The organism is Chryseobacterium sp. CH21 (assembly GCF_004119445.1).
Taxonomy (GTDB): domain Bacteria; phylum Bacteroidota; class Bacteroidia; order Flavobacteriales; family Weeksellaceae; genus Chryseobacterium.
This window is the reverse complement of sequence record NZ_QICI01000016.1, coordinates 1-20,087: the sequence shown is the minus strand read 5'-3', so window position 1 is coordinate 20,087 and position 20,087 is coordinate 1. Positions and strand designations below refer to the sequence as shown.

The 20,087-nt window shown below is 35.4% G+C and carries 23 protein-coding genes; 15 read left to right on the top strand and 8 right to left on the bottom strand.

Annotated features, from left to right (window positions below):
* Nucleotides 1–45 precede the first annotated feature (45 nt).
* Both BOQ62_RS01985 and BOQ62_RS01980 read left to right on the top strand, forming a co-directional pair.
* Nucleotides 46–1,032: a polymorphic toxin type 23 domain-containing protein gene (locus tag BOQ62_RS01985; protein WP_129036745.1), complete on the top strand. Its 987-nt coding sequence runs from the start codon at nt 46–48 to the stop codon at nt 1,030–1,032.
* A gap of 210 nt (nt 1,033–1,242) precedes the next feature.
* Nucleotides 1,243–1,872: a hypothetical protein gene (locus BOQ62_RS01980; protein WP_129036744.1), complete on the top strand. Its 630-nt coding sequence runs from the start codon at nt 1,243–1,245 to the stop codon at nt 1,870–1,872.
* A gap of 59 nt (nt 1,873–1,931) precedes the next feature.
* Here BOQ62_RS01980 and BOQ62_RS01975 read toward each other — a convergent pair whose 3' ends face one another.
* Complete coding sequence (locus BOQ62_RS01975) at nt 1,932–2,948, bottom strand: hypothetical protein (RefSeq protein WP_129036743.1); 1,017 nt, start codon at nt 2,946–2,948, stop codon at nt 1,932–1,934.
* Between the two features lie 30 nt (nt 2,949–2,978).
* Nucleotides 2,979–3,833, bottom strand: a complete 855-nt coding sequence (locus tag BOQ62_RS01970) for a hypothetical protein (protein WP_129036742.1) — start codon at nt 3,831–3,833, stop codon at nt 2,979–2,981.
* 69 nt (nt 3,834–3,902) lie between these two features.
* Here BOQ62_RS01970 and BOQ62_RS01965 point away from each other — a divergent pair, with 69 nt between their 5' ends.
* The 9 genes from BOQ62_RS01965 (at nt 3,903) to BOQ62_RS01925 (ending at nt 9,766) form a co-directional block, all read left to right on the top strand.
* Nucleotides 3,903–4,421, top strand: coding sequence for a Crp/Fnr family transcriptional regulator (locus BOQ62_RS01965; protein WP_129036741.1), 519 nt, complete (start codon nt 3,903–3,905; stop codon nt 4,419–4,421).
* Nucleotides 4,422–4,474: 53 nt separating this feature from the next.
* Complete coding sequence (locus tag BOQ62_RS01960; protein WP_129036740.1) at nt 4,475–5,020, top strand: DinB family protein; 546 nt, start codon at nt 4,475–4,477, stop codon at nt 5,018–5,020.
* Between the two features lie 39 nt (nt 5,021–5,059).
* The gene (locus BOQ62_RS01955) at nt 5,060–5,572 is read left to right on the top strand and encodes a methylated-DNA--[protein]-cysteine S-methyltransferase (RefSeq protein ID WP_129036739.1); all 513 of its coding nucleotides are present in this window, start codon (nt 5,060–5,062) and stop codon (nt 5,570–5,572) included.
* A 95-nt stretch (nt 5,573–5,667) separates the two neighbouring features.
* Nucleotides 5,668–6,438, top strand: a complete 771-nt coding sequence (locus tag BOQ62_RS01950; protein ID WP_129036738.1) for an isocitrate lyase/phosphoenolpyruvate mutase family protein — start codon at nt 5,668–5,670, stop codon at nt 6,436–6,438.
* Complete coding sequence (locus BOQ62_RS24035) at nt 6,435–7,478, top strand: bifunctional transcriptional activator/DNA repair enzyme AdaA (protein ID WP_129036737.1); 1,044 nt, start codon at nt 6,435–6,437, stop codon at nt 7,476–7,478. The genes BOQ62_RS01950 and BOQ62_RS24035 overlap by 4 nt, the downstream gene beginning before the upstream one ends.
* Nucleotides 7,479–7,540: 62 nt before the next feature.
* Entirely contained in the window at nt 7,541–8,146 is a 606-nt protein-coding gene (locus BOQ62_RS01940) for a CDP-alcohol phosphatidyltransferase family protein (RefSeq protein ID WP_129036736.1), read from the top strand.
* Nucleotides 8,147–8,273: 127 nt separating this feature from the next.
* Nucleotides 8,274–8,876, top strand: a complete 603-nt coding sequence (locus BOQ62_RS01935; RefSeq protein WP_034696226.1) for a DUF2911 domain-containing protein — start codon at nt 8,274–8,276, stop codon at nt 8,874–8,876.
* A 3-nt stretch (nt 8,877–8,879) separates the two neighbouring features.
* Nucleotides 8,880–9,407 carry a GNAT family N-acetyltransferase gene (locus tag BOQ62_RS01930; protein WP_129036735.1) on the top strand — a complete coding sequence of 176 codons (528 nt, stop codon included), beginning with the start codon at nt 8,880–8,882 and terminating at the stop codon, nt 9,405–9,407.
* Complete coding sequence (locus BOQ62_RS01925; protein WP_129036734.1) at nt 9,404–9,766, top strand: cupin domain-containing protein; 363 nt, start codon at nt 9,404–9,406, stop codon at nt 9,764–9,766. The genes BOQ62_RS01930 and BOQ62_RS01925 overlap by 4 nt, the downstream gene beginning before the upstream one ends.
* 61 nt (nt 9,767–9,827) lie before the next feature.
* Here the strand turns inward: BOQ62_RS01925 and BOQ62_RS01920 are convergent, their stop codons facing one another.
* From BOQ62_RS01920 to BOQ62_RS01910, 3 genes are read right to left on the bottom strand one after another with little or no spacing between them, the layout of a single operon-like run.
* Nucleotides 9,828–10,583, bottom strand: a complete 756-nt coding sequence (locus BOQ62_RS01920; RefSeq protein ID WP_129036733.1) for a LytR/AlgR family response regulator transcription factor — start codon at nt 10,581–10,583, stop codon at nt 9,828–9,830.
* Nucleotides 10,580–12,766, bottom strand: a complete 2,187-nt coding sequence (locus tag BOQ62_RS01915; protein WP_129036732.1) for a histidine kinase — start codon at nt 12,764–12,766, stop codon at nt 10,580–10,582. Before BOQ62_RS01915 ends, BOQ62_RS01920 begins: the two co-directional genes overlap by 4 nt.
* Nucleotides 12,736–13,461 carry a two-component regulator propeller domain-containing protein gene (locus BOQ62_RS01910; RefSeq protein WP_129036731.1) on the bottom strand — a complete coding sequence of 242 codons (726 nt, stop codon included), beginning with the start codon at nt 13,459–13,461 and terminating at the stop codon, nt 12,736–12,738. The genes BOQ62_RS01915 and BOQ62_RS01910 overlap by 31 nt, the downstream gene beginning before the upstream one ends.
* Nucleotides 13,462–13,687: 226 nt before the next feature.
* Here BOQ62_RS01910 and BOQ62_RS01905 point away from each other — a divergent pair, with 226 nt between their 5' ends.
* On the top strand, nt 13,688–14,587 hold the full coding sequence (locus BOQ62_RS01905; RefSeq protein WP_129036730.1) for a T9SS type A sorting domain-containing protein: 900 nt from the start codon (nt 13,688–13,690) through the stop codon (nt 14,585–14,587).
* 176 nt (nt 14,588–14,763) lie between these two features.
* On the top strand, nt 14,764–15,147 hold the full coding sequence (locus BOQ62_RS01900; protein ID WP_129036729.1) for a PEGA domain-containing protein: 384 nt from the start codon (nt 14,764–14,766) through the stop codon (nt 15,145–15,147).
* 60 nt (nt 15,148–15,207) lie between these two features.
* Here the strand turns inward: BOQ62_RS01900 and BOQ62_RS01895 are convergent, their stop codons facing one another.
* The 3 genes from BOQ62_RS01895 to BOQ62_RS01885 all read right to left on the bottom strand — a co-directional run bounded on the left by BOQ62_RS01895 (nt 15,208) and on the right by BOQ62_RS01885 (nt 17,162).
* Nucleotides 15,208–15,951 (bottom strand): dienelactone hydrolase family protein, encoded by a 744-nt coding sequence (locus BOQ62_RS01895; protein WP_129036728.1) that lies wholly within the window; start codon nt 15,949–15,951, stop codon nt 15,208–15,210.
* Between the two features lie 66 nt (nt 15,952–16,017).
* A complete protein-coding gene (locus tag BOQ62_RS01890; RefSeq protein WP_129036727.1) occupies nt 16,018–16,629 on the bottom strand; it encodes an HAD family hydrolase in 612 nt (203 codons plus the stop codon).
* A gap of 101 nt (nt 16,630–16,730) precedes the next feature.
* Nucleotides 16,731–17,162 carry a type I restriction enzyme HsdR N-terminal domain-containing protein gene (locus BOQ62_RS01885; RefSeq protein ID WP_129036726.1) on the bottom strand — a complete coding sequence of 144 codons (432 nt, stop codon included), beginning with the start codon at nt 17,160–17,162 and terminating at the stop codon, nt 16,731–16,733.
* A gap of 7 nt (nt 17,163–17,169) precedes the next feature.
* On the opposite strand from BOQ62_RS01885, the gene holA reads away from it, so the two are divergent.
* Both holA and trxB read left to right on the top strand, forming a co-directional pair.
* A complete protein-coding gene (gene holA, locus BOQ62_RS01880) occupies nt 17,170–18,207 on the top strand; it encodes a DNA polymerase III subunit delta (protein ID WP_129036725.1) in 1,038 nt (345 codons plus the stop codon).
* A gap of 279 nt (nt 18,208–18,486) precedes the next feature.
* The gene (gene trxB, locus BOQ62_RS01875) at nt 18,487–19,428 is read left to right on the top strand and encodes a thioredoxin-disulfide reductase (protein WP_105701657.1); all 942 of its coding nucleotides are present in this window, start codon (nt 18,487–18,489) and stop codon (nt 19,426–19,428) included.
* The last annotated feature ends 659 nt before the right edge of the window (nt 19,429–20,087 follow it).

Sequence of the window (20,087 nt, the reverse complement as noted above, 5' to 3'; positions counted from 1 at the left end):
GGCTGGAATATAAATTTAAATTGCTAAAACAATAAAAATAACACCATGAAAAAACAAATCCAGATCATTTGGACATTATTCTTTGTACCCGGTTGGATGTTTTCGCAAATGAACATTAATCAAACAGATATGCCAAAGAATATTCAATTGGGAGTAGCGGCAAAAGCCATCATAGAGCTTCAGTATGGAACCCCTAATATAAGGTTCGGAATAAGTACAGGAATAGGTTATCTTGCTTTTAATTCTTTATTGCCGACTGTAAATATTGAGTATATTATTAATTATGGAGGTTTTAGTACTTACCAGGATCCGGAAAGAAAAAGGTTTTCCAATCAATTTGCGGCTTCGCTGTCTTTAACTTCCGGTTTGAATAATGAATTCAGAAACAATTCATTAGAGTATATCAGGAATAGAAATAGTCCTCTTTACTACTTTACGGATTTGACACAGCCGTCATTACAAAATCCATTCAATTCTTCATTTACTTTTGGAACCAATTGGGTTTATCATCTTTCTGCCAATATCTCTAAATCTGATCGTTTACAAAGGGTTGGATTTTTGGGGCTTAAAATCGATAATTTTCAATTTGGATATCTTAATGATGGCGGAACACCCATTAAGAGAATTTTCTTAGGAGACAAAGAAGACCGATATTATACAGGTGGTGGATTTGTCAATATTAATTTACCAATGGACCGTAAAATCAATAATATTAATGCAAGCTTTTACAGGTTTACAGGATATTCGGAACTTGCTTTTGATACCGCAGATGAATTTCTTTTCGGATATGTAGATTATGCGGACCCGAAACAAAAATATTTTAATCACGGCTTCTGGAATTTTGGGATAGGAAATACAAAGAATTGGAACGGATTTATAAGGCTTAATAATGTTTATGACCTGTCTGAAGTTCAGAATATCATCCATTATTTTACCAAAAGCTCTTATCATCAGAATCAGAAACCTTTTTATATTTCTGCGGGAGGTTCTTATATTATGTCTAATCTTAATCTTTCCAATCATGAAAAATAAAGCATTCCTATTTTTGTTGTTTCTTTCTCTTTTCAGTTGTAAAAGTTTTTCAATCAGACTGAAAAAGAGGTAGACAGATTAAGAACTGATGAGGAAATCAGGTTATCTGAAATCAGACTCTCGGATTTTACAGCTTTTATCCGCTATGTAAACAGAGAGTATCCTTCTGAATGTTTCTACGGAACGAATAATCCTAACAGACTTTCAGAAGTGAATACCAATGCCGAACTAAATCCGAGCCCCGAAAAGGTTGAAAAATTAGAACTGCAATATGTTTTGATTGATAAGGTTAAAAATACTAAGGGACAAAGGAGGGTTCTCTTTATCAGTACTATTCAGCCTTTTAAAAGCGGGAAAAAATTAAGCTATGATTATCCTGTTTTTGATAAAGATGAATATATCAATATTAACTTTTTCAATTTTTTTAAATTAGGTTATTTGGATGGAGGTAAATCAGTCATTACATTTTATAAGGACTGCTGTCTTAAAGATTATTGGCATTTTAAGTGGAAAGATGATGGCTCCATCCATATAAAAGGTCTTGAATTTGATTATAAAACAAGATTCGGAGGAGCGAATGAATTTTATTCTTTGAATAAAAAAACATGGATGCCGATAGAATATCATCCGCTGAATAATTTTAAATTTATAATCAATAGTGATCTGGATAGTACTCCGGAAGGCGAGTGTAGTACTGATATTGCAGAAGAAAATACAATTTACTTTGACGAAATAAATAAGAGAATATATTTTCATTTCAATACTTATTTTGATTATGGAAATAAGTATAAGTGGTTATATTTTAAGGGAGATCGAGTTCTTAATCAATGGATAGATTAAAGAAAGTAAAAAGGTTTTCCTGTAGAGAAAACCTTTTACCATGTTGTCTTTTCACTGTATTAATGCCTGTTATCACAATTAATAGGGAAATCTTTCTCCTTTTGATCTAAAAAACTAATAGAAGGGCAACCAAAAGACTGCGCCATGAATCCAAAAATAACAGGTGGTTTTCCTTTAAAAAGATGACCTGTCCATTGGGAAATATTGGCTTCATCGGCATCTATTCCATAAAGAGGCATGAATTCTCCGCCATCACTTCCAGCAAGACTGAATGTCTTCTCCGCAATTTTTTCCTTACGATCATTGATGACTGCAAGCTTACGCTCCACAGTATTTCCCTCTTCAAGATAATCCTGCAGATAATAGGTCAAATTTTCATACTGTGACTGGTAGGTTTTTCCCAAAGCTAATTTTGAATGGCTGAAATATTTTTTTGAAATATCAGCTCCGGCTTTTTGCCATTTCACAGCTTTCATTTTATTTTCTACAAAAGGATTTTTGCTTCCAAAATAGGCAATTGCATTATTATAACGGTCGTATTCTGTTGTTTTTTGATGAGTAGCCACCTGGAAGCCCATCATATAAGAATCAGGATCTAAATCTTGATCATCGGAATAAGGACTTAAATAAGCTACTGCTTTTAATTGGCTGATTGGCATTCTTTGAAGCTTATTAGCCCCATACTCATAAATATACAAGGAGTCATGTTCAGTAAGATGCATTCCGTCAAGCAGTTTTTTTCTGCTGGGAGCATCCAGTTCAAAATGCTGACGTTCTTCAAAAGACATTTGCTTATAATTTTTAACAATATCAGCAGGAATAGGCTGCTCTCCTTTATAAATATCCGAAACAGAAATAAAAATATCCATATCAGAATCCTTTTCTGCAGATGAGATAACAGACAGACTGAAAATATTAAAGTTGCTGTAATTTATTTTCTCTTCAGTTTTTACTGTTTTTATAGTATCATTCGTGATTTTTGTTTCTGTGGTAACCGTTTTCTTCTCTTCTTTTTGACAGCTCACAATAACCAGTTGAAAACATATAAGTGCTGTGACAATTTTGATCTTCATCATCTTTTTTAAGATTAAAGTATTTATACTATGCTAATTCATTTTGTAATAAGGTTCTGAAAAATATTTGCTGGGTTTGATATAGGCTGTTTTTCTATCAGCATCAAAGATCCAGATAAACCTGCGAAGCATGTCGGCTCCAAGATAACTTACATTTTGTGTTTTCAGTTCACCGGAGAAAAATCCTACGGAAACATCTTTAAACACACTATTCCCCAATTTAAAAAAAGGAAGAACGGCCTGTTTGGTCGTTAAAGTCTTGCCTTCAGAATTTTTCAGAGTTTTCTCTCCGGTTACCTTTAATTTTTTCTCCAGGTTCTTTTCTTCTGCAAAATCGTTGCTGTACAGAAGTGCTCCGGAAAATCCTGATTGTAAAACAAAATAAGCTTCTTGTTGTTGGTGTCCATCAATGACATTATCTGCAGCAAGATAAAATCCGTCATGATCTAACATCATATTGATAGGCTGATAATCTTTCAGATCAGGCATCTTGTCAAACATCACAAATTGGTTGTTATCGTAATCAATTTTAAATATTTTCCCTTCAAAAATTCCGGTTCCAATTTTTCCATCCGCTTCATGTCCTGTTAACTGATTATCAAAAAAACGGACATTCTTCTGGGAGATTTTCCCGATTTGTACAGTATTATGATCACTGATTTCTTCTTTATTGAAAATAATATGCACTGCTTTCCGCTTACCATCAGGAGAAATAGCATAATCTTTCATAGCGATCTGGAACATCAGGTCCAACGAATCCTTTTGGTTGACAAGGGTTTTGACAATAATATTATTGTGCTTGGTGATCCGGAAAGGGATGGTCTGCTGTGCTTTCATACCGTAAAATCCGGCCGAAAGCAGTATAAAAAGTACTGTTTTTTTGAGCATTATCAGTGATTAGTGTTTTAAAACTTTAAAATTACCTATTATCTTTGGAAAAGCAAATAATTAAATGGAATGGTTGAAAAATTGCTTCAGAGTGGAATCCATTGGGAAAAGACAGCATTCAGACGAAACGAATTCCTGAAGATTTCAGGCACTATAGACACCAATATTTATTTTATTGAAAGCGGAAGCGTCCGGATTTTTATGATGGATGAAAATGAGGAGAGGATTATTCGTTTCGGCTATACCGGAAATATTATTGTTAGTCTGGACTCTTTTTTATCGGGAAAACCTTCAGATCTTTATATTCAGGCAATTAAAAAAACAACGGTAAAAGTAGCTTCAAAAAAGGATTTTTATGCATTTATACAATCAAATGAAGAACATATGAAATTCTGGATGAGTGTTCTGGAAGATCTCGTGTTACAGCAGCTTGAAAGAGAAAAAGATTTGCTGATCAATGCTCCGGGAGAACGTTTTGAAAGGGTTTTAAAACGAAGTCCGAAGCTGTTTCAGGAAGTTCCCAATAAATATATTGCTAATTATCTGAGGATGTCACCGGAAACTTTGTCCAGACTTAAAAAATCTTGAGTTCAGTCAAGATTTAAGAACATTCGGATCAGCATATTTGCATAAAAAACGTAATGAAATTTTCAACCTCAGAATTACTGGATGAATTAAGAAATAGAACTGAAGAACATTTACAGTTTGCTGAAATGTTGTCTTTAAAGACGGAACATGATCTGAATTTCAGAACTTCAGCAGACAGTTGGAGTACATTGGAATGTCTGGAGCATCTCAACCGCTACGGAGATTTTTATATTCCTGAAATCAGCCGCAATATTTCTTCTGCCGGAAAATCTTCTCAACTCTATTTTAAGCCTGGAATTCTTGGGAATTATTTTGCTAAAAGTATGCTTCCCAAAGAGAAACTGAATACAATGAAAACACTTAAAGCCATGAACCCTATCCACAGTAATCTGGATAAAAGGGTAGTGGATACATTCATTAACCATCAAGGAAAATTACTTGAGTTATTGGAGAAAGCGCAATATATTGATTTAGAAAAGACAAAAACAAGTATCAGTATTTCAAAGCTGATCAAATTGAAGTTGGGAGATACCTTTCGTTTTGTTATTTATCATAATGCAAGGCATGTTGAACAGATAAAAAGAATTTTAACGCAATAAAAAGAAATTATGATTTCCAAAAAGCTTAATTTTAAATGAATGGAAATTATACACCAAAAAAACATATCAACCCCGTTGGGAGAAATGATTGCCTGTGCCATAGATCAGGGAATCTGTCTGCTGGAATTTACAGACCGGAAAAATATTGAAAAGCAATTGAAGGCGTTGTCAAAGATTTTGAAAGCCGAAATTGTAGAAAAAGAACATCCTCATTTCGTACAATTGGAAGAAGAACTGAAAGAATATTTTGAAGGAAAAAGGAGCCATTTTGAAGTTCCATTGTTCACTACAGGAACTGAGTTTCAGGAAAAAGTGTGGCAACTTCTCCGTGAAATTCCGATGGGAGAAATAAGGACTTATAAACAACAGTCAGAAATACTGGGAAACCCTAAGGCGATACGTGCCGTAGGAACAGCCAACGGCATCAATAAAATTGCCATTTTAATTCCCTGCCATCGGGTGATAGGCTCAAACGGTGAGTTGGTAGGCTATGCCGGAGGAGTCTGGAGAAAACAAAAACTATTGGAGCTTGAAAAAGCGATTCTATTTTAAAACAAAAGTTCGGATTCGGAGAATTATTAAAAATAGGTGTTCATTTTTCGGTTGTAAAGCACCCCACAATCTTTCTACTTTTGAATAAAAAAATTATGATCAGTTTTAAACAATTACATCATGATGATGAACCGTTACTTTTAGGTAATGTATGGAATGTAGAAAGTGCAAAGGCATACGAAAAGCTGGGGTATAAAGCATTAGCAACCTCAAGTTCGGCAGTCGCACTGAGTTTAGGATATGAGGACGGAGAACAGATGACCTTCGAAGAATATTTTTATATGATTAAAAGGATCAGATCCTCCGTTTCAATCCCTCTTTCAGTCGATCTGGAATCAGGATATGGTCATGAAAGTAATACTGTTGTGTCCAATATTATGAAACTTATAGAAATTGGGGTTTCAGGAATTAATATTGAAGATACAAACGTTATTGATGGAACACGAAAACTTATAAACAGAGATGTTTTCTATGAAAAATTAAAAGATATATTCATCAAATTAGGTAAAAACAGAGACCAAATATTTATCAATGTAAGAACAGATCCCTTTTTACTGAATATTGAAAATGCGCTGGAAGAAACTTTAGGAAGAATAAAACTGTTTGAAGAACTTAAAGCAGATGGTATTTTTGTTCCGGGGATGACTTCTGAAAATGACATCAAAACCATTACAGAAGCAACTTATCTTCCGGTGAATATTATGGCGCTGACGGATTTTCCGGATTTTGATACGCTTAAAGCATTAGGGGTAAAAAGAATTACTTCAGGTGCTTTTATGTATAGATATATCTACAGAGAGCTTGAAAAAGTAAGTCAGAAAATTGCAAACGAAAGAAGTTTTTCAACCCTTTTTATTGAATCATGAAACTCACAGGAAAAATAATGTACGAGGCATCTTATACCAAAGATGTTTCATTTGAAGGAATATTCTGGATGGGTGTAAAAACCACGGGAATATTCTGCAGGCCGACCTGTACAGCACGGAAACCTAAATTTGAAAATGTAGAATTTTTTTCCACTACCAAAGATGCGATGCTTAAAGGGTATCGCCCGTGTAAAGTGTGTAAACCTTTGGAAAATCTTAATGCGACACCCCCGTATATCAAAGATTTATTGAAAGAAATTGCGGATGATCCCACATTAAAGCTTAAAGACTACGATCTTGTAAAGAAAGGTCTGGAACCGGCTACAGTCCGCAGATGGTTTCTGAAACACCATGGAATAACGTTTCATGCTTTCCAGAGAATGTCAAAGCTCAATACAGCATTTAAAAAACTTCAGCAAGGAGAATCGGTTACAGAGGTAGCATTTGACACAGGATATGAAAGTCTGAGCGGTTTTAATGAGAGTTTTAAAAATATTTTTGGCGTATCACCTAAGAATAATTCCATGGAAAAGATTATTGATCTGAAGAGAATAGAAACCATGCTGGGAACCATGATAGCCTGTGCTGATGAACATGGAATCTGTCTTCTTGAATTTTCCGACAGAAAAGCGCTTCCCACAGAACTGAAAAGTGTCTCAGAACATCGTAAAGCCAATATTATTCAGGGAGAAAATCCTCACTTTGATACTCTGGAGAAAGAACTGAAAGAGTATTTTGAAGGAAAAAGAACTCAATTTACAGTTCCTCTATCTCCTGTAGGAACTGCTTTCCAGAAAGAAGTCTGGAATATTCTTCAGGAAATTCCTTACGGAGCAACCAGAAGTTATCAGGAGCAGGCAGATATTCTGGGAAATCCTAAATCTGTAAGAGCCGTAGCTAATGCCAATGGATTGAATAAAATATCCATTATAATACCGTGTCACCGTGTTATCGGAAGCAACGGACAGTTAACAGGGTATGGCGGAGGAATCTGGAGAAAACAAAAATTACTGGAACTGGAAAAGGCTATTTTGTTTTAGAAATAGTAAAAACATTTTTATTCCTATCTTTCGCCACTTAAAATAAGTTTTTCCATCTTATTATGAAATCGAAAATCCCATCCATTTTAATTTTTTCCAGACTGATTATCGGATTTATTATCATTTCTTTAAGCCTTGTTAAAATAGAAAATTATCAGACCATTATTGTCATTCTTTTATCTATCGGATTATTGACGGATATTTTTGACGGAATTATCGCCCGGTATCTGAATGTTTCCACACAAAAACTCAGGCGTTTGGACTCTACCGTTGATCAGATCTTTTTCATATCAGTTGGAGTTGCTGTTTATATAATGTGTCCGGAGTTTTTTGAAGCAAATGTTCTCAAAATAATCATTCTCGTAGGAGCCGAAGCTCTTATCTATCTGGTAAGCTTTTTAAAATTCCGAAAAGAAGTGGCGACACACTCTATTGGTGCGAAAATATGGACTTTATTGCTTTTTGGTACATTGATCCAAGTGATTCTACAATGTCAGTCTGTCATTCTGTTTAACCTTTGTTTTTGGGTTGGCCTGCTGACCAGAGCAGAGATTATAGCTATTCTTTTCATTTTGAAAACCTGGACGAATGATGTTCCTTCTGTTTTTCATTCCATCCAATTGAGAAAAGGGAAATCTATTAAGAAAAGTAAATTGTTCAATAGTTAATCATTTACTTTTTATAAGGATTTGATTAAAAATAGCTTTGTAGAAAAATATCGGTAAAACAAAATTTAACGAAGTTTGGGAAAGCTATTTCGTTTTGATTTTTGTAATTTTAAGCAAAAATTTACACGTGAAAAATTTAATAATAGCAGTTTGCATTTCAGTTTCAGCATTCAGTTTTGCTCAGGATTATTCTGTACCGGCGGCAAGTCCGCGCCAGAAGGTTGAGCAGCAGTTTTCTATGTCCAAAATCTCTATCGACTATGGAAGGCCGGGAGTGAAAGGACGTAAGATTTTTGGAGAACTGGTTCCTTACGGACAGGTTTGGAGAGCGGGAGCTAACTCATCTACAAAAATTACATTTGGACAGGCCGTTAATTTCGGTGGGAAAACAGTGCCTGCAGGAACATACGGATTATTCATCGTTCCTACAGAAAAAGAATGGAAAGTAATCCTTAATAAAGATTTCCAACAGTGGGGTGCTTATACTTATGATCCTAAGCAGGACGTAGTAGACGTTACTGTACCAGTTAACAAGTTGACCGACAAACAGGAGTGGTTTGAAATCACTTTAAATCCTACTGATGAAAATACAGGAAACCTTGTTATCAAATGGGATATGGCTCAGGCAGAAGTTCCATTGAAGCCATCCAAATTAGACACCGTAATCAAGATTTCTGACAAACTGAAAGAAATCAAGAAAATAGAATCAGATTCTACTAAAAAGAGCTAAACAATGAATTTTTCTGTTCAGCCTGTTTTAGAGAATGAAGAATTTCAATTAATCCCCTTACAGCAAGGGGATTTTGAATCTTTATATAAAGTAGCTTCCGATCCTAAAGTATGGGAACAACACCCTAATAAAGATCGCTATAAGAGAGAAGTTTTTGAAAACTTTTTTAAAGGAGCTATGGAGAGTAAAGGTGCTTTCAAAATTATGGAGAAAGCAACCGGAGATATTTTGGGAAGCAGCCGCTATTATGATTTTAATAAAGAAGATAATCATATTTTTATCGGATATACTTTCTATGGAACAAAATCATGGGGAAAAGGCATTAACCCTAAAGTGAAAAAGCTGATGCTGGATTATATCTTCCAGTTTGTAGATAAAGTTCATTTCCACATTGGAAAAGAAAATTTTCGTTCGCAGACAGCTTTGGAAAGGTTGGGAGGACAAAAAATTGCTGAAGAAGAGGTCGCTTATTTTGCAGAACCTTCAAGAACCAATTTCGTGTATGAAATTAAAAAAGAAAACTGGGCATGAAAAAATATAAAATTCAGCAGTCACCATTTGTAGTGCCTACTACAGACGGAAAACTGATTGAAGAACATTGGGGAAATTCTACAGGGAATTCTACTATTTCGATTGCTCATATGGTAGCCCCTCCGGATTGGAGTGAGCCTCATCAGACTCCTGAATTTGATGAATTTACCTACATTATTTCAGGGAAAAAGCAATTTGAAATAGACGGCGAAATTGTTACGCTGGAAAAAGGACAAAGTATTCTTATTGAAAAAGGAGCGAGAATCCGTTACAGCAATCCGTTTTCTGAGCCTTGTGAATACCTGGCTATCTGTCTGCCTGCATTTTCTATGGAACTGGTGCACAGAGAAGAGGAATAAATTAATAAAATCAAAACATAAAAGGCAAATTAGCGAATTTCAGCGAATTTGCCTTTTTCTATTATTTCATTCTTTTAATAATCCGCAAAAATTCATCTTTTTTCCTTTGTGATACCTGTAAAGAAGTTTCATCACTCATGATGATATAACCGCCACGACCCCGGATGTATTTTTCAACATGGTGAAGATTGATGAGGTGCTGATGATGAATACGGACAAAGCCCTGATCTTTTAATATTTCTTCAAAATAAGCCAATGTATGGGATATCATCATTTTCTTTCCTCCTTTGAAAAAGACGGACGTATAATTATCATCAGCCTGAAGACGTACAATATCCATGGTATGTACATAGACAAGACCTTCCATGGTTGGCAATGCAATTTTGCTTTGTTCCGCAGGGGTTTTAATATGATGAAGCAAGGCAGATAATTGTTGTATTTTGTTTTTATCCTCTAAAAGTTTGGCAACCCTGTTCACTGTAATAATCAATTCGTGAATCACAATCGGTTTGAGAAGATAATCTGCTGCATGATGTTTAAATGCTTCTACAGCATACTGATCATAAGCAGTAACGAATACGGTATAAAAATTAATATCAGATATTTTTTCAAATAATTTAAAACCATTTTCCACAGGCATATTGACATCAAGAAATACCAGTTCCGGAGATTTTTCTTTAATGACTTCCACAGCTTCATTTACAGAATCTGCTTCCCCGATTATTTCAACGTCCAGGCAATATTTAGATAAGAAACGAAGAAGAGTTTCACGGGATTCCTGTTCATCGTCTACAACAATGGATTTTATTTTACTCATAGGAAAGGTGTGTTTTTAATGGTTATTCTGACAATGGTTCCCTGTATTGTCGGGTCTGTCGTTTTTTTATCAGTAATTTCTGTAGAAATAGATGTTCCGTAAAGTTCATTAATGGCAGAAATTCTTCCGGCGGTAATTTTCAATCCCATAGATTTATAATCATCTGGTCTGCTGTCAAACTCACGGGCTTTTTCGAACCCCACACCATTGTCTTCTACAATACATATGATGGAATCCTCTTTCGTGCTGCAGGAAATTCGCAGAGTTCCTCCTGTTTTCAAATATCTTAATCCATGACTGATTGAATTTTCAGTATAAGTTTGAAGAAGCATAGTAGGAATTTTTATTTGTTCTAATCCCGGTTCTACAGAAATTTCATAGGTGAAATGGTTTTTAAAACGCATCTGCTCCAGTTCAATATACGTTTTCAGCATAGCCATTTCTTTTTCTATGGTATTCCAGTGTTCTTTGGAGTGGGTAAGTGTTTTGCGTATCAGATCTGAAAAAGCAGCCATATAATAATTGGCGTTTAATTCGTCTTCTTTACCATAATAATTTTGGATGGCATTCAAAACATTGAAGATAAAATGAGGGTTGATCTGGGCACGGAGCGCCTGCATTTCCAGTTCAGCGATCATCTTTTTTCTCTCGGTTTTCTCAGCTTCTTTTTTACGGATAATATTGATGCGGTGTCTGTATATAATGATGATTAAAATCAGCAGTAATAGAAATATTCCTCCCATAAACCAAAATTCTTCCCAGAATGGAGGCTTTACAACAATGGCAAGCACGGCGGGAGTTTTATTCCATATATTATTTTTTCCGGAAGCCCAGATGTTGAGAATATAATTACCCGGTTTTAAAGCTCCCAGATTTAAGGCGCTTTCTTCTGTAATTACAGTGTCATTCTCTGTCCCGGACAGAAGATACTTATACTTAATATCTTTCTCATCCAGGTAAGAAATAGCAGTATAGGAGATTTGAGCATTATTCTGATTGTATTTGAGACTGATCTTTTTAGGATAATAAACGATACTGTCTTTAAAAACGGCTTTCAGAAAATACACTTTATAAGGCTGATTTTTACTGACCTGATCCTGATTGATCATAATAATTCCATTCGATGTAGCAAGAAAGGCTTTTCCTTCCCCGAATGTAATGTTATTGATCATATGGCTCGGAACTCCGTCAGCAGCCGAAAAGTGATAAATAGAGGAGTGCATCCGGTCATCAAAAGTGATCCTTGATAAACCTTTGTCTGTATTGACCCATAATCTCTCTTTTTCATCTACATAAGCTTTTTCGCAAATATTACTGATGAGTCCATTCGTGGTATTCAACCTGATTATCTTTTGCCCATCCCGAATAAAAACGCCATCAGAATGAGTACTGATGATAAGTCTGCCTTTCAGGAAGTTCAAAGAGGTGATGCGGTTTTTGCTTAAAGATGGATCGTGAATGAATTTTTTTAAAGATGGATTATAATAAAACAACCCCTGCACTGTTCCGAGCCAGTAGATTCCTTTTTCATCAATAGCAGTTGCCGGAGCAGCGATGGTGGTGGTAGTCAATTCCGGCAATTTGGTGAATTTCTTTTCTTCAAGATCATAAATAAGCTGATTTCTTTTTTCGTTGTTGGTTTGACTTATCAGTACAGTGTTATTTCTGATAGATGCTGATTTTTGAGAAAATTCCAGAATTTTTGTATATTGATTTCCGGTCAGGCTGCATTGGTATAAACCTCTGTCTGTTCCGGCGAAAAATGTGTTATTATTAAGAGGTGAAATATATTTGAGCCTGTTCCATTGTCCATCACCCAGCGTATATAATGGTTTGAAACTGTTTTGGTCTCTTATCATAATAGCACTGTTGCTATATCCTGCCAAAAGTTTTCCTCCAGGCAAATATTTTACTATTAAAACATTGTTATCTATAAGCCCTTCGGCAGTCGTATAAATCAATGTTTTGTTAGCAGGCTGCATATAAACTCCTTCATTGGTAGGATACCAGCAATTGCCTTGTTGATCTATAAAACTGCTGTAGCTAACAATACCTTTTATAGCAATGTACTTGGGTTTTTGACCTGTTGTCTGATCAGGATCATATTCCAGAATTCCGCTTGTGGTACAACTCCATATTTTTCCATTTTTGGCTATCGTAAGATCAAGGATGTTGCTGGGCATTTCAATTTTTTTTCCACCGGTTTATTTCCTTTAAATACAATATCATATAAAGTGTTAAGATGTCGTGTATAAAGATGACCTTTGAAATAGAAACATGTTCTTACTGCTTTTTCTTTAAAGGTATGAATGATTGTTGATCCCGGATAATCCTTCCTTATGATCCTCTTTGCTGACACATAGTAATCTATTCCCTGATCAGAAAAATGTAGGTAAGGAGATTGTGCTGTGCTGTCTTTGGGATTGGAAATGCTGTTTTTACCTATTATATATTTCGTATGCTGATCAGAATAAAGACTCCATCTTGGAACAATATCATAAAAACCAATTTTCTTTTTTTCCATGAGACGGCATAGATTATCATTCTGTGCAGAATACACTTTTCCATTATAAATGTAGGTAGGGCTTCCGTTATAGGTGCTTACCCATAGTCTTTGCCAGGAATCTTCCCATGCCTGAAAAGTTTCATTATCAGGAAGTCCGTGATTACTGGTGATCGTCTCAAAATGATGTCCGTCAAATCTGGAAATTCCCCAACTGGTACAGAACCAGATGAACCCTTTGCTATCCTGATATATAGAGTATACGGTATTGCTGGGTAATCCGTCACTTAAACTATAATGACGAAGCTGAGGCTTCTGGCTGTACATCAGCAGACTTTGAAATAACAGGAATAATATGAGGAGGTAATGATACATAGTTTTCAGGCTAATATAAAAAAATCTCCAGAATGAGAAATACCTACATGTGTCATATTTACAGCTCTTTTTCTCATTGAAAGGATCGAAATACTCACCTGGGTTTTTATCCTGCTCACTTGCTCATTAGTTCTTTTTATTTCCTTAAAAAAGAGACAACTTGTACCTGTTTATCGGTAACGGCGTCCCGTGATAAGAAAGAACGCCATCACAAAAATATTATCTTATGAAAAAAACTTTAACTAAGATCTTTCGATCATCAGATTCATTTTTAAAAAGAAGAAAAACAAACCTTCTTATTTTTGCTGCTTTATTTTGCAGTACGGCTTTAAGTGCACAGTTTGTTCCCGTTAATCCTTCAGGCACAACAGTAAGTGTAAAGAGAGAAGACCAATCCCCAGTCCCATTACCCAATGCTCCTGGATATGTTCCTTCTCCCGTATCATTGGAGTTTAAGACAGGTACAATAGTAGAAAAAAAAGATTTCCCTGCAGGTCAGATTACTAGTCAGAATTTTTTACTTCCGGATGTCTTTACAACTATAGGAAGTCCACCTGTAATACGTACTTTTAAAGTTTCATTTTCTAATCCTGGATTAACAAGCAGATATTATCCCATTCCAATGGCAATTGATGGAGCTACAACCATTATTCCCGGGTGCTGGTCACCTGAGATGGACCCAGGATTATTTTATTATGGAGGACCTAATACCCTTAATAATCCTAATAGAAGCTACGGGTATGGGGTAACACTTACCCGTAAGTCTACTACTAATTACCTTCTTCAGTGTACTAAATTTCTCTGCCACATATGTGATATTAACCCGTGTAATCCTCCGACTCTGACAGCTAGTAAATCAAGTACATCCGGGCAGAATAAAGCGAAACTTTATCCAAACCCAAGCAACGGGTTATCAGAACTTTCATACACTGCTTCAGGAAGAGAAACCATTACTGTAATCGTTGCAGATATCGCAGGCAGAACAGTATATGGATATAAGACGGATATTGAAGCTGGAGCTGTTAAACTGCCTATAGATATTCAAACTTCAGTATCAGGAACTTATTATGTCAACTGGAGTTCCAGCAACGGAAACTCTGGTTCATTACAGTTGATAAAAAAATAAATATGTACCGGTAAAAACTAATATTGATGAGAAGGCGCACTTTGGTGCGCTTTTGTGATTTATAATACTGAAAACCCGATGAATACTATGTCTAAAGAAATATTTACTCCAATTGATAGCATTTGTTTTTGAATTATTTTGTATGTTCGCGGACTTAAAAAAATGAACTAAAATCTATGAAAAACAGATTATCAATTGTACTTATGCTGGGAATTACGCTTTCTACCACTTCATGTGCTAGTATTTTTACCGGAACTCAAGATTCAATAGCTTTTTCTTCAAACCCTGAAGGAGCAAAAGTATTTCACAAAGGCATAGAAAAATGTACAACACCGTGTACAACTAAAATTCCAAGAGGTTTAGGTAAGCAGATGGTTGCATTTGAAAAAGAAGGATTTGAGAAGAAAGAAGTAAAACTGACAAAAACTTTTAATGCCGTAACGTTACTGAATATTATTTTTGGAGGTGCAATAGGGGTGGGAATTGATGCTGCTACAGGCTCTCTGACCAAATATTCTCCAAAAAAATATGATGTGGAACTGCAAGCTAAACCAGAATAAGCTTAAAAAATATAAAACAAAAAGGCAAATTCAGAAGTATTGAATTTGCCTTTTTTATGTTTATTTCAAAAGTTCTTTCAAGAATAGGAGTGTATGGTTCCAGGCTCTTTTGGCCATTGTTGCATTGTAATCCGGTGATTTCGGATCTGTGAATGTATGTTTAGAATGAGCATAGGTGATGATCTGCCAGTCGGCATTTCCTTCATTCATTTCTTTGATGAGGTTGTTGTAGTCATCAGGAGTCACACTTTTATCATCTGCCGGATTTTCAACAAGGATTTTAGCAGATAAAGCTTCATTTTTTCTGCTCTGATCTCTCGCAAGACTTCCATGGATAGAAACAACTCCTGCAACAGGCAGATGACCTCTCGCTGATTCTAATGCACCAGTACCACCGAAACAGTAGCCAATAACAGCTACTTTGTCAGAAATTGCTCCATTTTTCTTCAGCTGTTCCAAGGCCAGCGAAATTCTTTTCTGGTATTCCTGATAATTCTGTTTATAATATCCTGAACTCTTCGATGCAGATTCATTGTCAGCCGGAATTTTTCCTTCACCATAAATGTCTGCGATAAAGGCAATGTACCCTTGCTTTTCAAGTTCAATAGCAGCTGTTTTAGCTTCTTCATCAATGCCTTTCCAGGCTGGAAGGATCAATACTCCAGGAAGTTTTTTCCCTGCATTGGAAGTAATAAGACCATTCAGTTTCTGTGAACCGTCCTGATAAGATACGGTTTTAAGTTTTTGACTGAAAAGAGTTCCCGAAGCCATAATCATTGTGGTTAATAAGATAGAGCGTATCATAATTAATTGTTTGTGAATTAACAGATTGTAAAAACAGTACTAAAAGTAAGGAAATATTTAAAAAAGCTAAACTTCAATTCCGAATTTCTTTAATTCTTTTGTTAAATCCGTATCCGGAGAAACCTGAATAGTAGTGAACCCCAATGATTTTGCCATTTCAATATTCTTTGTATTATCATCAATGAAAACCGATTCTTCAGCTTTGATGTTATACCTTTCCAGCAGCACATGCCAGATTTTAGGATCAGGCTTGATCAGTTTTTCTGTTCCGGAAACTACAATTTTACCTTCGAATATTTGAAAAAAGTCATAGTTTTCTAATGCGTAAGGGAATGTTTCTGCAGACCAGTTGGTTAATCCAAATAGTTGATAATCTGTATTTTTAAGCTTTCTTAGAACGTCTACATTCTGTGGAATATCGCTTTTCAGCATTACCGTCCAGTTGTCATAGAAAGCACGGATTTCTTTTTCCCATTCCGGGAATTTCTTTACCTGAATGTCTGTTCCTTCAGCAAGGCTTCTTCCTCTGTCCTGTTCAATATTCCATTCATCCTGAACAATATTTTCAAGGAAGTATTCCATTTTTTCATTATCATTAAAATAGTCCTTGAAATAATATCTCGGATTCCAGTCCATAAGCACACCTCCGAAATCGAATATGATGTTTTTTATTTTCATAATTAATATTGTTGTGAATTGCTGCTATTCGTTGTAAAGAGTTGACAGCAGGGTTTTTTATTTATTTATTTATTTATTTATTTATTTATTTATTTATTTATTTATTCCGGTCTGTAAAACTGATATTGACCATCCTGATAATAGGCATTGATATGCTGAAGTCCATTGGTCAGAATGATTTCCTTTGCTCCAATAATGGAGTTGTATCTGGCAGTCTGTTCGAATGTTTTTTCTGTTAATTTGATCTGAGGAGCTTTACATTCAATCAGAATAACGGGTTCTGTTTTTTCTGTAACCAAAAGGTCAATTCTTTTGGTAAGCCCGTTCAGGATAATCTTTTTTTCGGTAATCAGAGCCGATGTGGAGTAGGATTTTACAGTAAGATAATAATGTATCCAGTGCTGTCTTACCCATTCCTCAGGAGTGAGCAGAAGATAAGTTTTACGAACCAAATCATAAATAAAAAACTTATCTTTGTCTTTCTTGAATTTAAAATCAAAAGTTTCCTGAAAATTCAGTTTTGGAAGTTCCATTAATAAGATGAAAGAATTAGATTTAATCCTCAAAAATATTAAAAATAAAGAAGTTTTACCTATTTATTTTTTCCACGGAGAAGAAGCCTACTTTATTGATCTCGCTGTAAAAGCCCTTGAACACAACTTTTTGGAAGAGGATGAAAAAGCTTTCAACCAAACGGTTACCTACGGAAAAGACACGTCTTATCAGGAAGTTCTTTCTTTGGCAAGGCAGTTTCCGATGATGGGAGATAAGCAGGTGATTATTGTGAAAGAAGCTCAGGATTTAAAACTCAATGAAGAGGAAAACAGAATTCTGGAATCTTATGTAGAGAACCCTGTTCCTTCTACGGTTTTGGTTTTCGCTCATAAGCACAAGAAACTGGACAGCCGGAAAAAGGCAGCCAAAGCATTGGATAAAGCCAAAGCTCTTTTCCTGAGTGAATCTGTAAAGGAAAATAACCTTCCTAAATGGATTTCAGATGAGTGTGCAAAGCTTAAAATCAATACAGCCCCGAATATTTCTCATCTTCTGGCAGAATATCTGGGTAATGATTTGTCAAGAATTGCGAATGAGCTGAACAAATTAAAAATCATCCTTAAAGAAGGCGATATTCTTGACGGAACAATCGTTGAAAACCACATCGGTATCAGCAAGGAGTACAATATTTTTGAACTTCAAAAAGCGTTAGGAACTAAAAATGCTAATACAGCCTTTAAAATAGCCCATTTTATGGGGAAAAACCCGAAGAATAATCCTTTCGTCATGATGCTGGCAAGCCTTTACAATTACTTCTCAAACGTTATTATCTATCAGACCATGGCGGGGCAGTCTCCACAGGCTATTGCGTCACAGATGGGGGTAAATCCTTATTTTATCAAAGATTATGCGGAAAGTGCAAGACTTTATCCTTTAAAACATGCAACAAGAGTCATTTCTATTCTACGCGAATTCGATATGAAAGGAAAAGGACTTGGAGCCGTCAATATGGGGGAAGCCGAATTAATCAGAGAACTGGTGTACAAGATTATCAATGTAGATAAGATTAAGATGAAGGTGTGAGGCGAGACGCGAGATAGTGAGATGCGTGATTCGAGGGTTTAAATGGAAAAGTTTTAATTTTTTATACCGAACCAAATCTCAGAACCCGAAACCTATAAGATAATAACTCGCACCCCGAATCCCGGAATTCGAACCCTGAAACTCACCCCAAAGCAATCACCATCGAAATTCAACATATCAGATATTGACAAGTATCATTAAAATAACTTTAAGGAGAAATTAAAAATTCCGAAATTAGCAGTCTTAATTCAAATTAAATCTTTTCGAACAAAGTAAATTATGGAGCAAAACATTTTAGATTGTGTGATCGTTGGATCTGGGCCTTCTGGCTTCACCGCTGCTATCTATGCCGCAAGAGCAGACTTGAAACCTGAATTATATACAGGTTTGGAGCCGGGCGGACAATTAACAACCACTACAGAAGTTGATAACTTTCCAGGGTATCCAGCCGGGATTACAGGTCCTGAAATGATGATGGATCTGCAAAAACAGGCAGAAAGATTTGAAACCAAAGTTCATTACGAAATGATCACTAAAGCTGAATTCTCTAAAGAAGTTGGCGGTGTTCACAAATTATATGCAGGAAACAAAGAAATCCTTGCCAAAACAGTTATTATCTCTACAGGAGCTACAGCAAAATATCTAGGTCTTGATGATGAGAAAAAATATGCAGGAGGTGGTGTTTCTGCTTGTGCTACGTGTGACGGGTTCTTCTACAGAGGAAAAGACGTTGTAGTAGTAGGAGCGGGAGATACAGCTGCAGAAGAGGCTACTTACCTTGCAAAACTTTGTAAAAAAGTAACTTTATTGGTAAGAAAAGATGTTTTCAGAGCTTCAAAAGCAATGGTTCACAGAGTGGAAAGCACTCCGAATATTGAAGTTAAATTTCACCATGAATTAATTGGGATTGAAGGAGAAAACAGTCTGGTAGAAAGAGCAGTAATCATCAATAACCAGACTCAGGAGAAATCTACAGTGGATGTGGAAGGGATCTTTATTGCCATTGGTCACAAACCGAATACAGATATCTTCGTTGGTCAGGTAGATCTTGATGAAAATGGATATATCGTTACTGAGAAAGGTTCTTCAAGAACAAATCTTCCAGGTGTATTTGCTGCGGGAGATGTTCAGGATCATATCTACAGACAGGCTATTACAGCAGCAGGAAGTGGATGTATGGCCGCAATGGATGCAGAAAAATACCTAGCTGAATTACACTAATCGTATTCAACTTATACAATACAAAGCGTACCCTATGGGTGCGCTTTTTTTGTTACTGAGATATGTTTTAAAAATTGTTTTTGAACCTTTAAGTAAATTGAAGAGGTGAGGAAAAATTAAGAAAACATCAAAGATATTTTTAGAAAGCCTAGCGCTTCATCTTACTATTCTTAATTATTTAATTTTCCTTAATGGTTTAAGTTTATATAATGTTTAAAATATGCAGTTATCAATTTTATCGGAGATAAAATCCTAGCGCCTTAAAAGCAGTCTGTATTTATATATTCTTAGCGCCCTTGCGTATTTGAAATATACATTTTGTTGGAGAATCGCAAAGTCTTTCCTATTATTTCTGAACCATTAAGTTCATTGAAGTTGTGAAGGAAAGTTAAGAAAACATCGAAGATGTTTTAGAAAAGGTTACGTTTCATCTTACTATTCTTAATCATTTAATTTCTCTTAATGGTTTAAGTTTATATAATGTTTAAAATATACAGTTATCAATTTTATCGGAGATAAAATCCTCGCGTCTTAAAAGCAGTCTGTATTATATATTTAGCGCCCTTTAGTTTGTATTATAAAGTTTTTTGAATTACGTAAATTAACTTTATAGTATTAATTAATCCACAAGAAACAGGGTGAATCATTAAGCGCCAAAG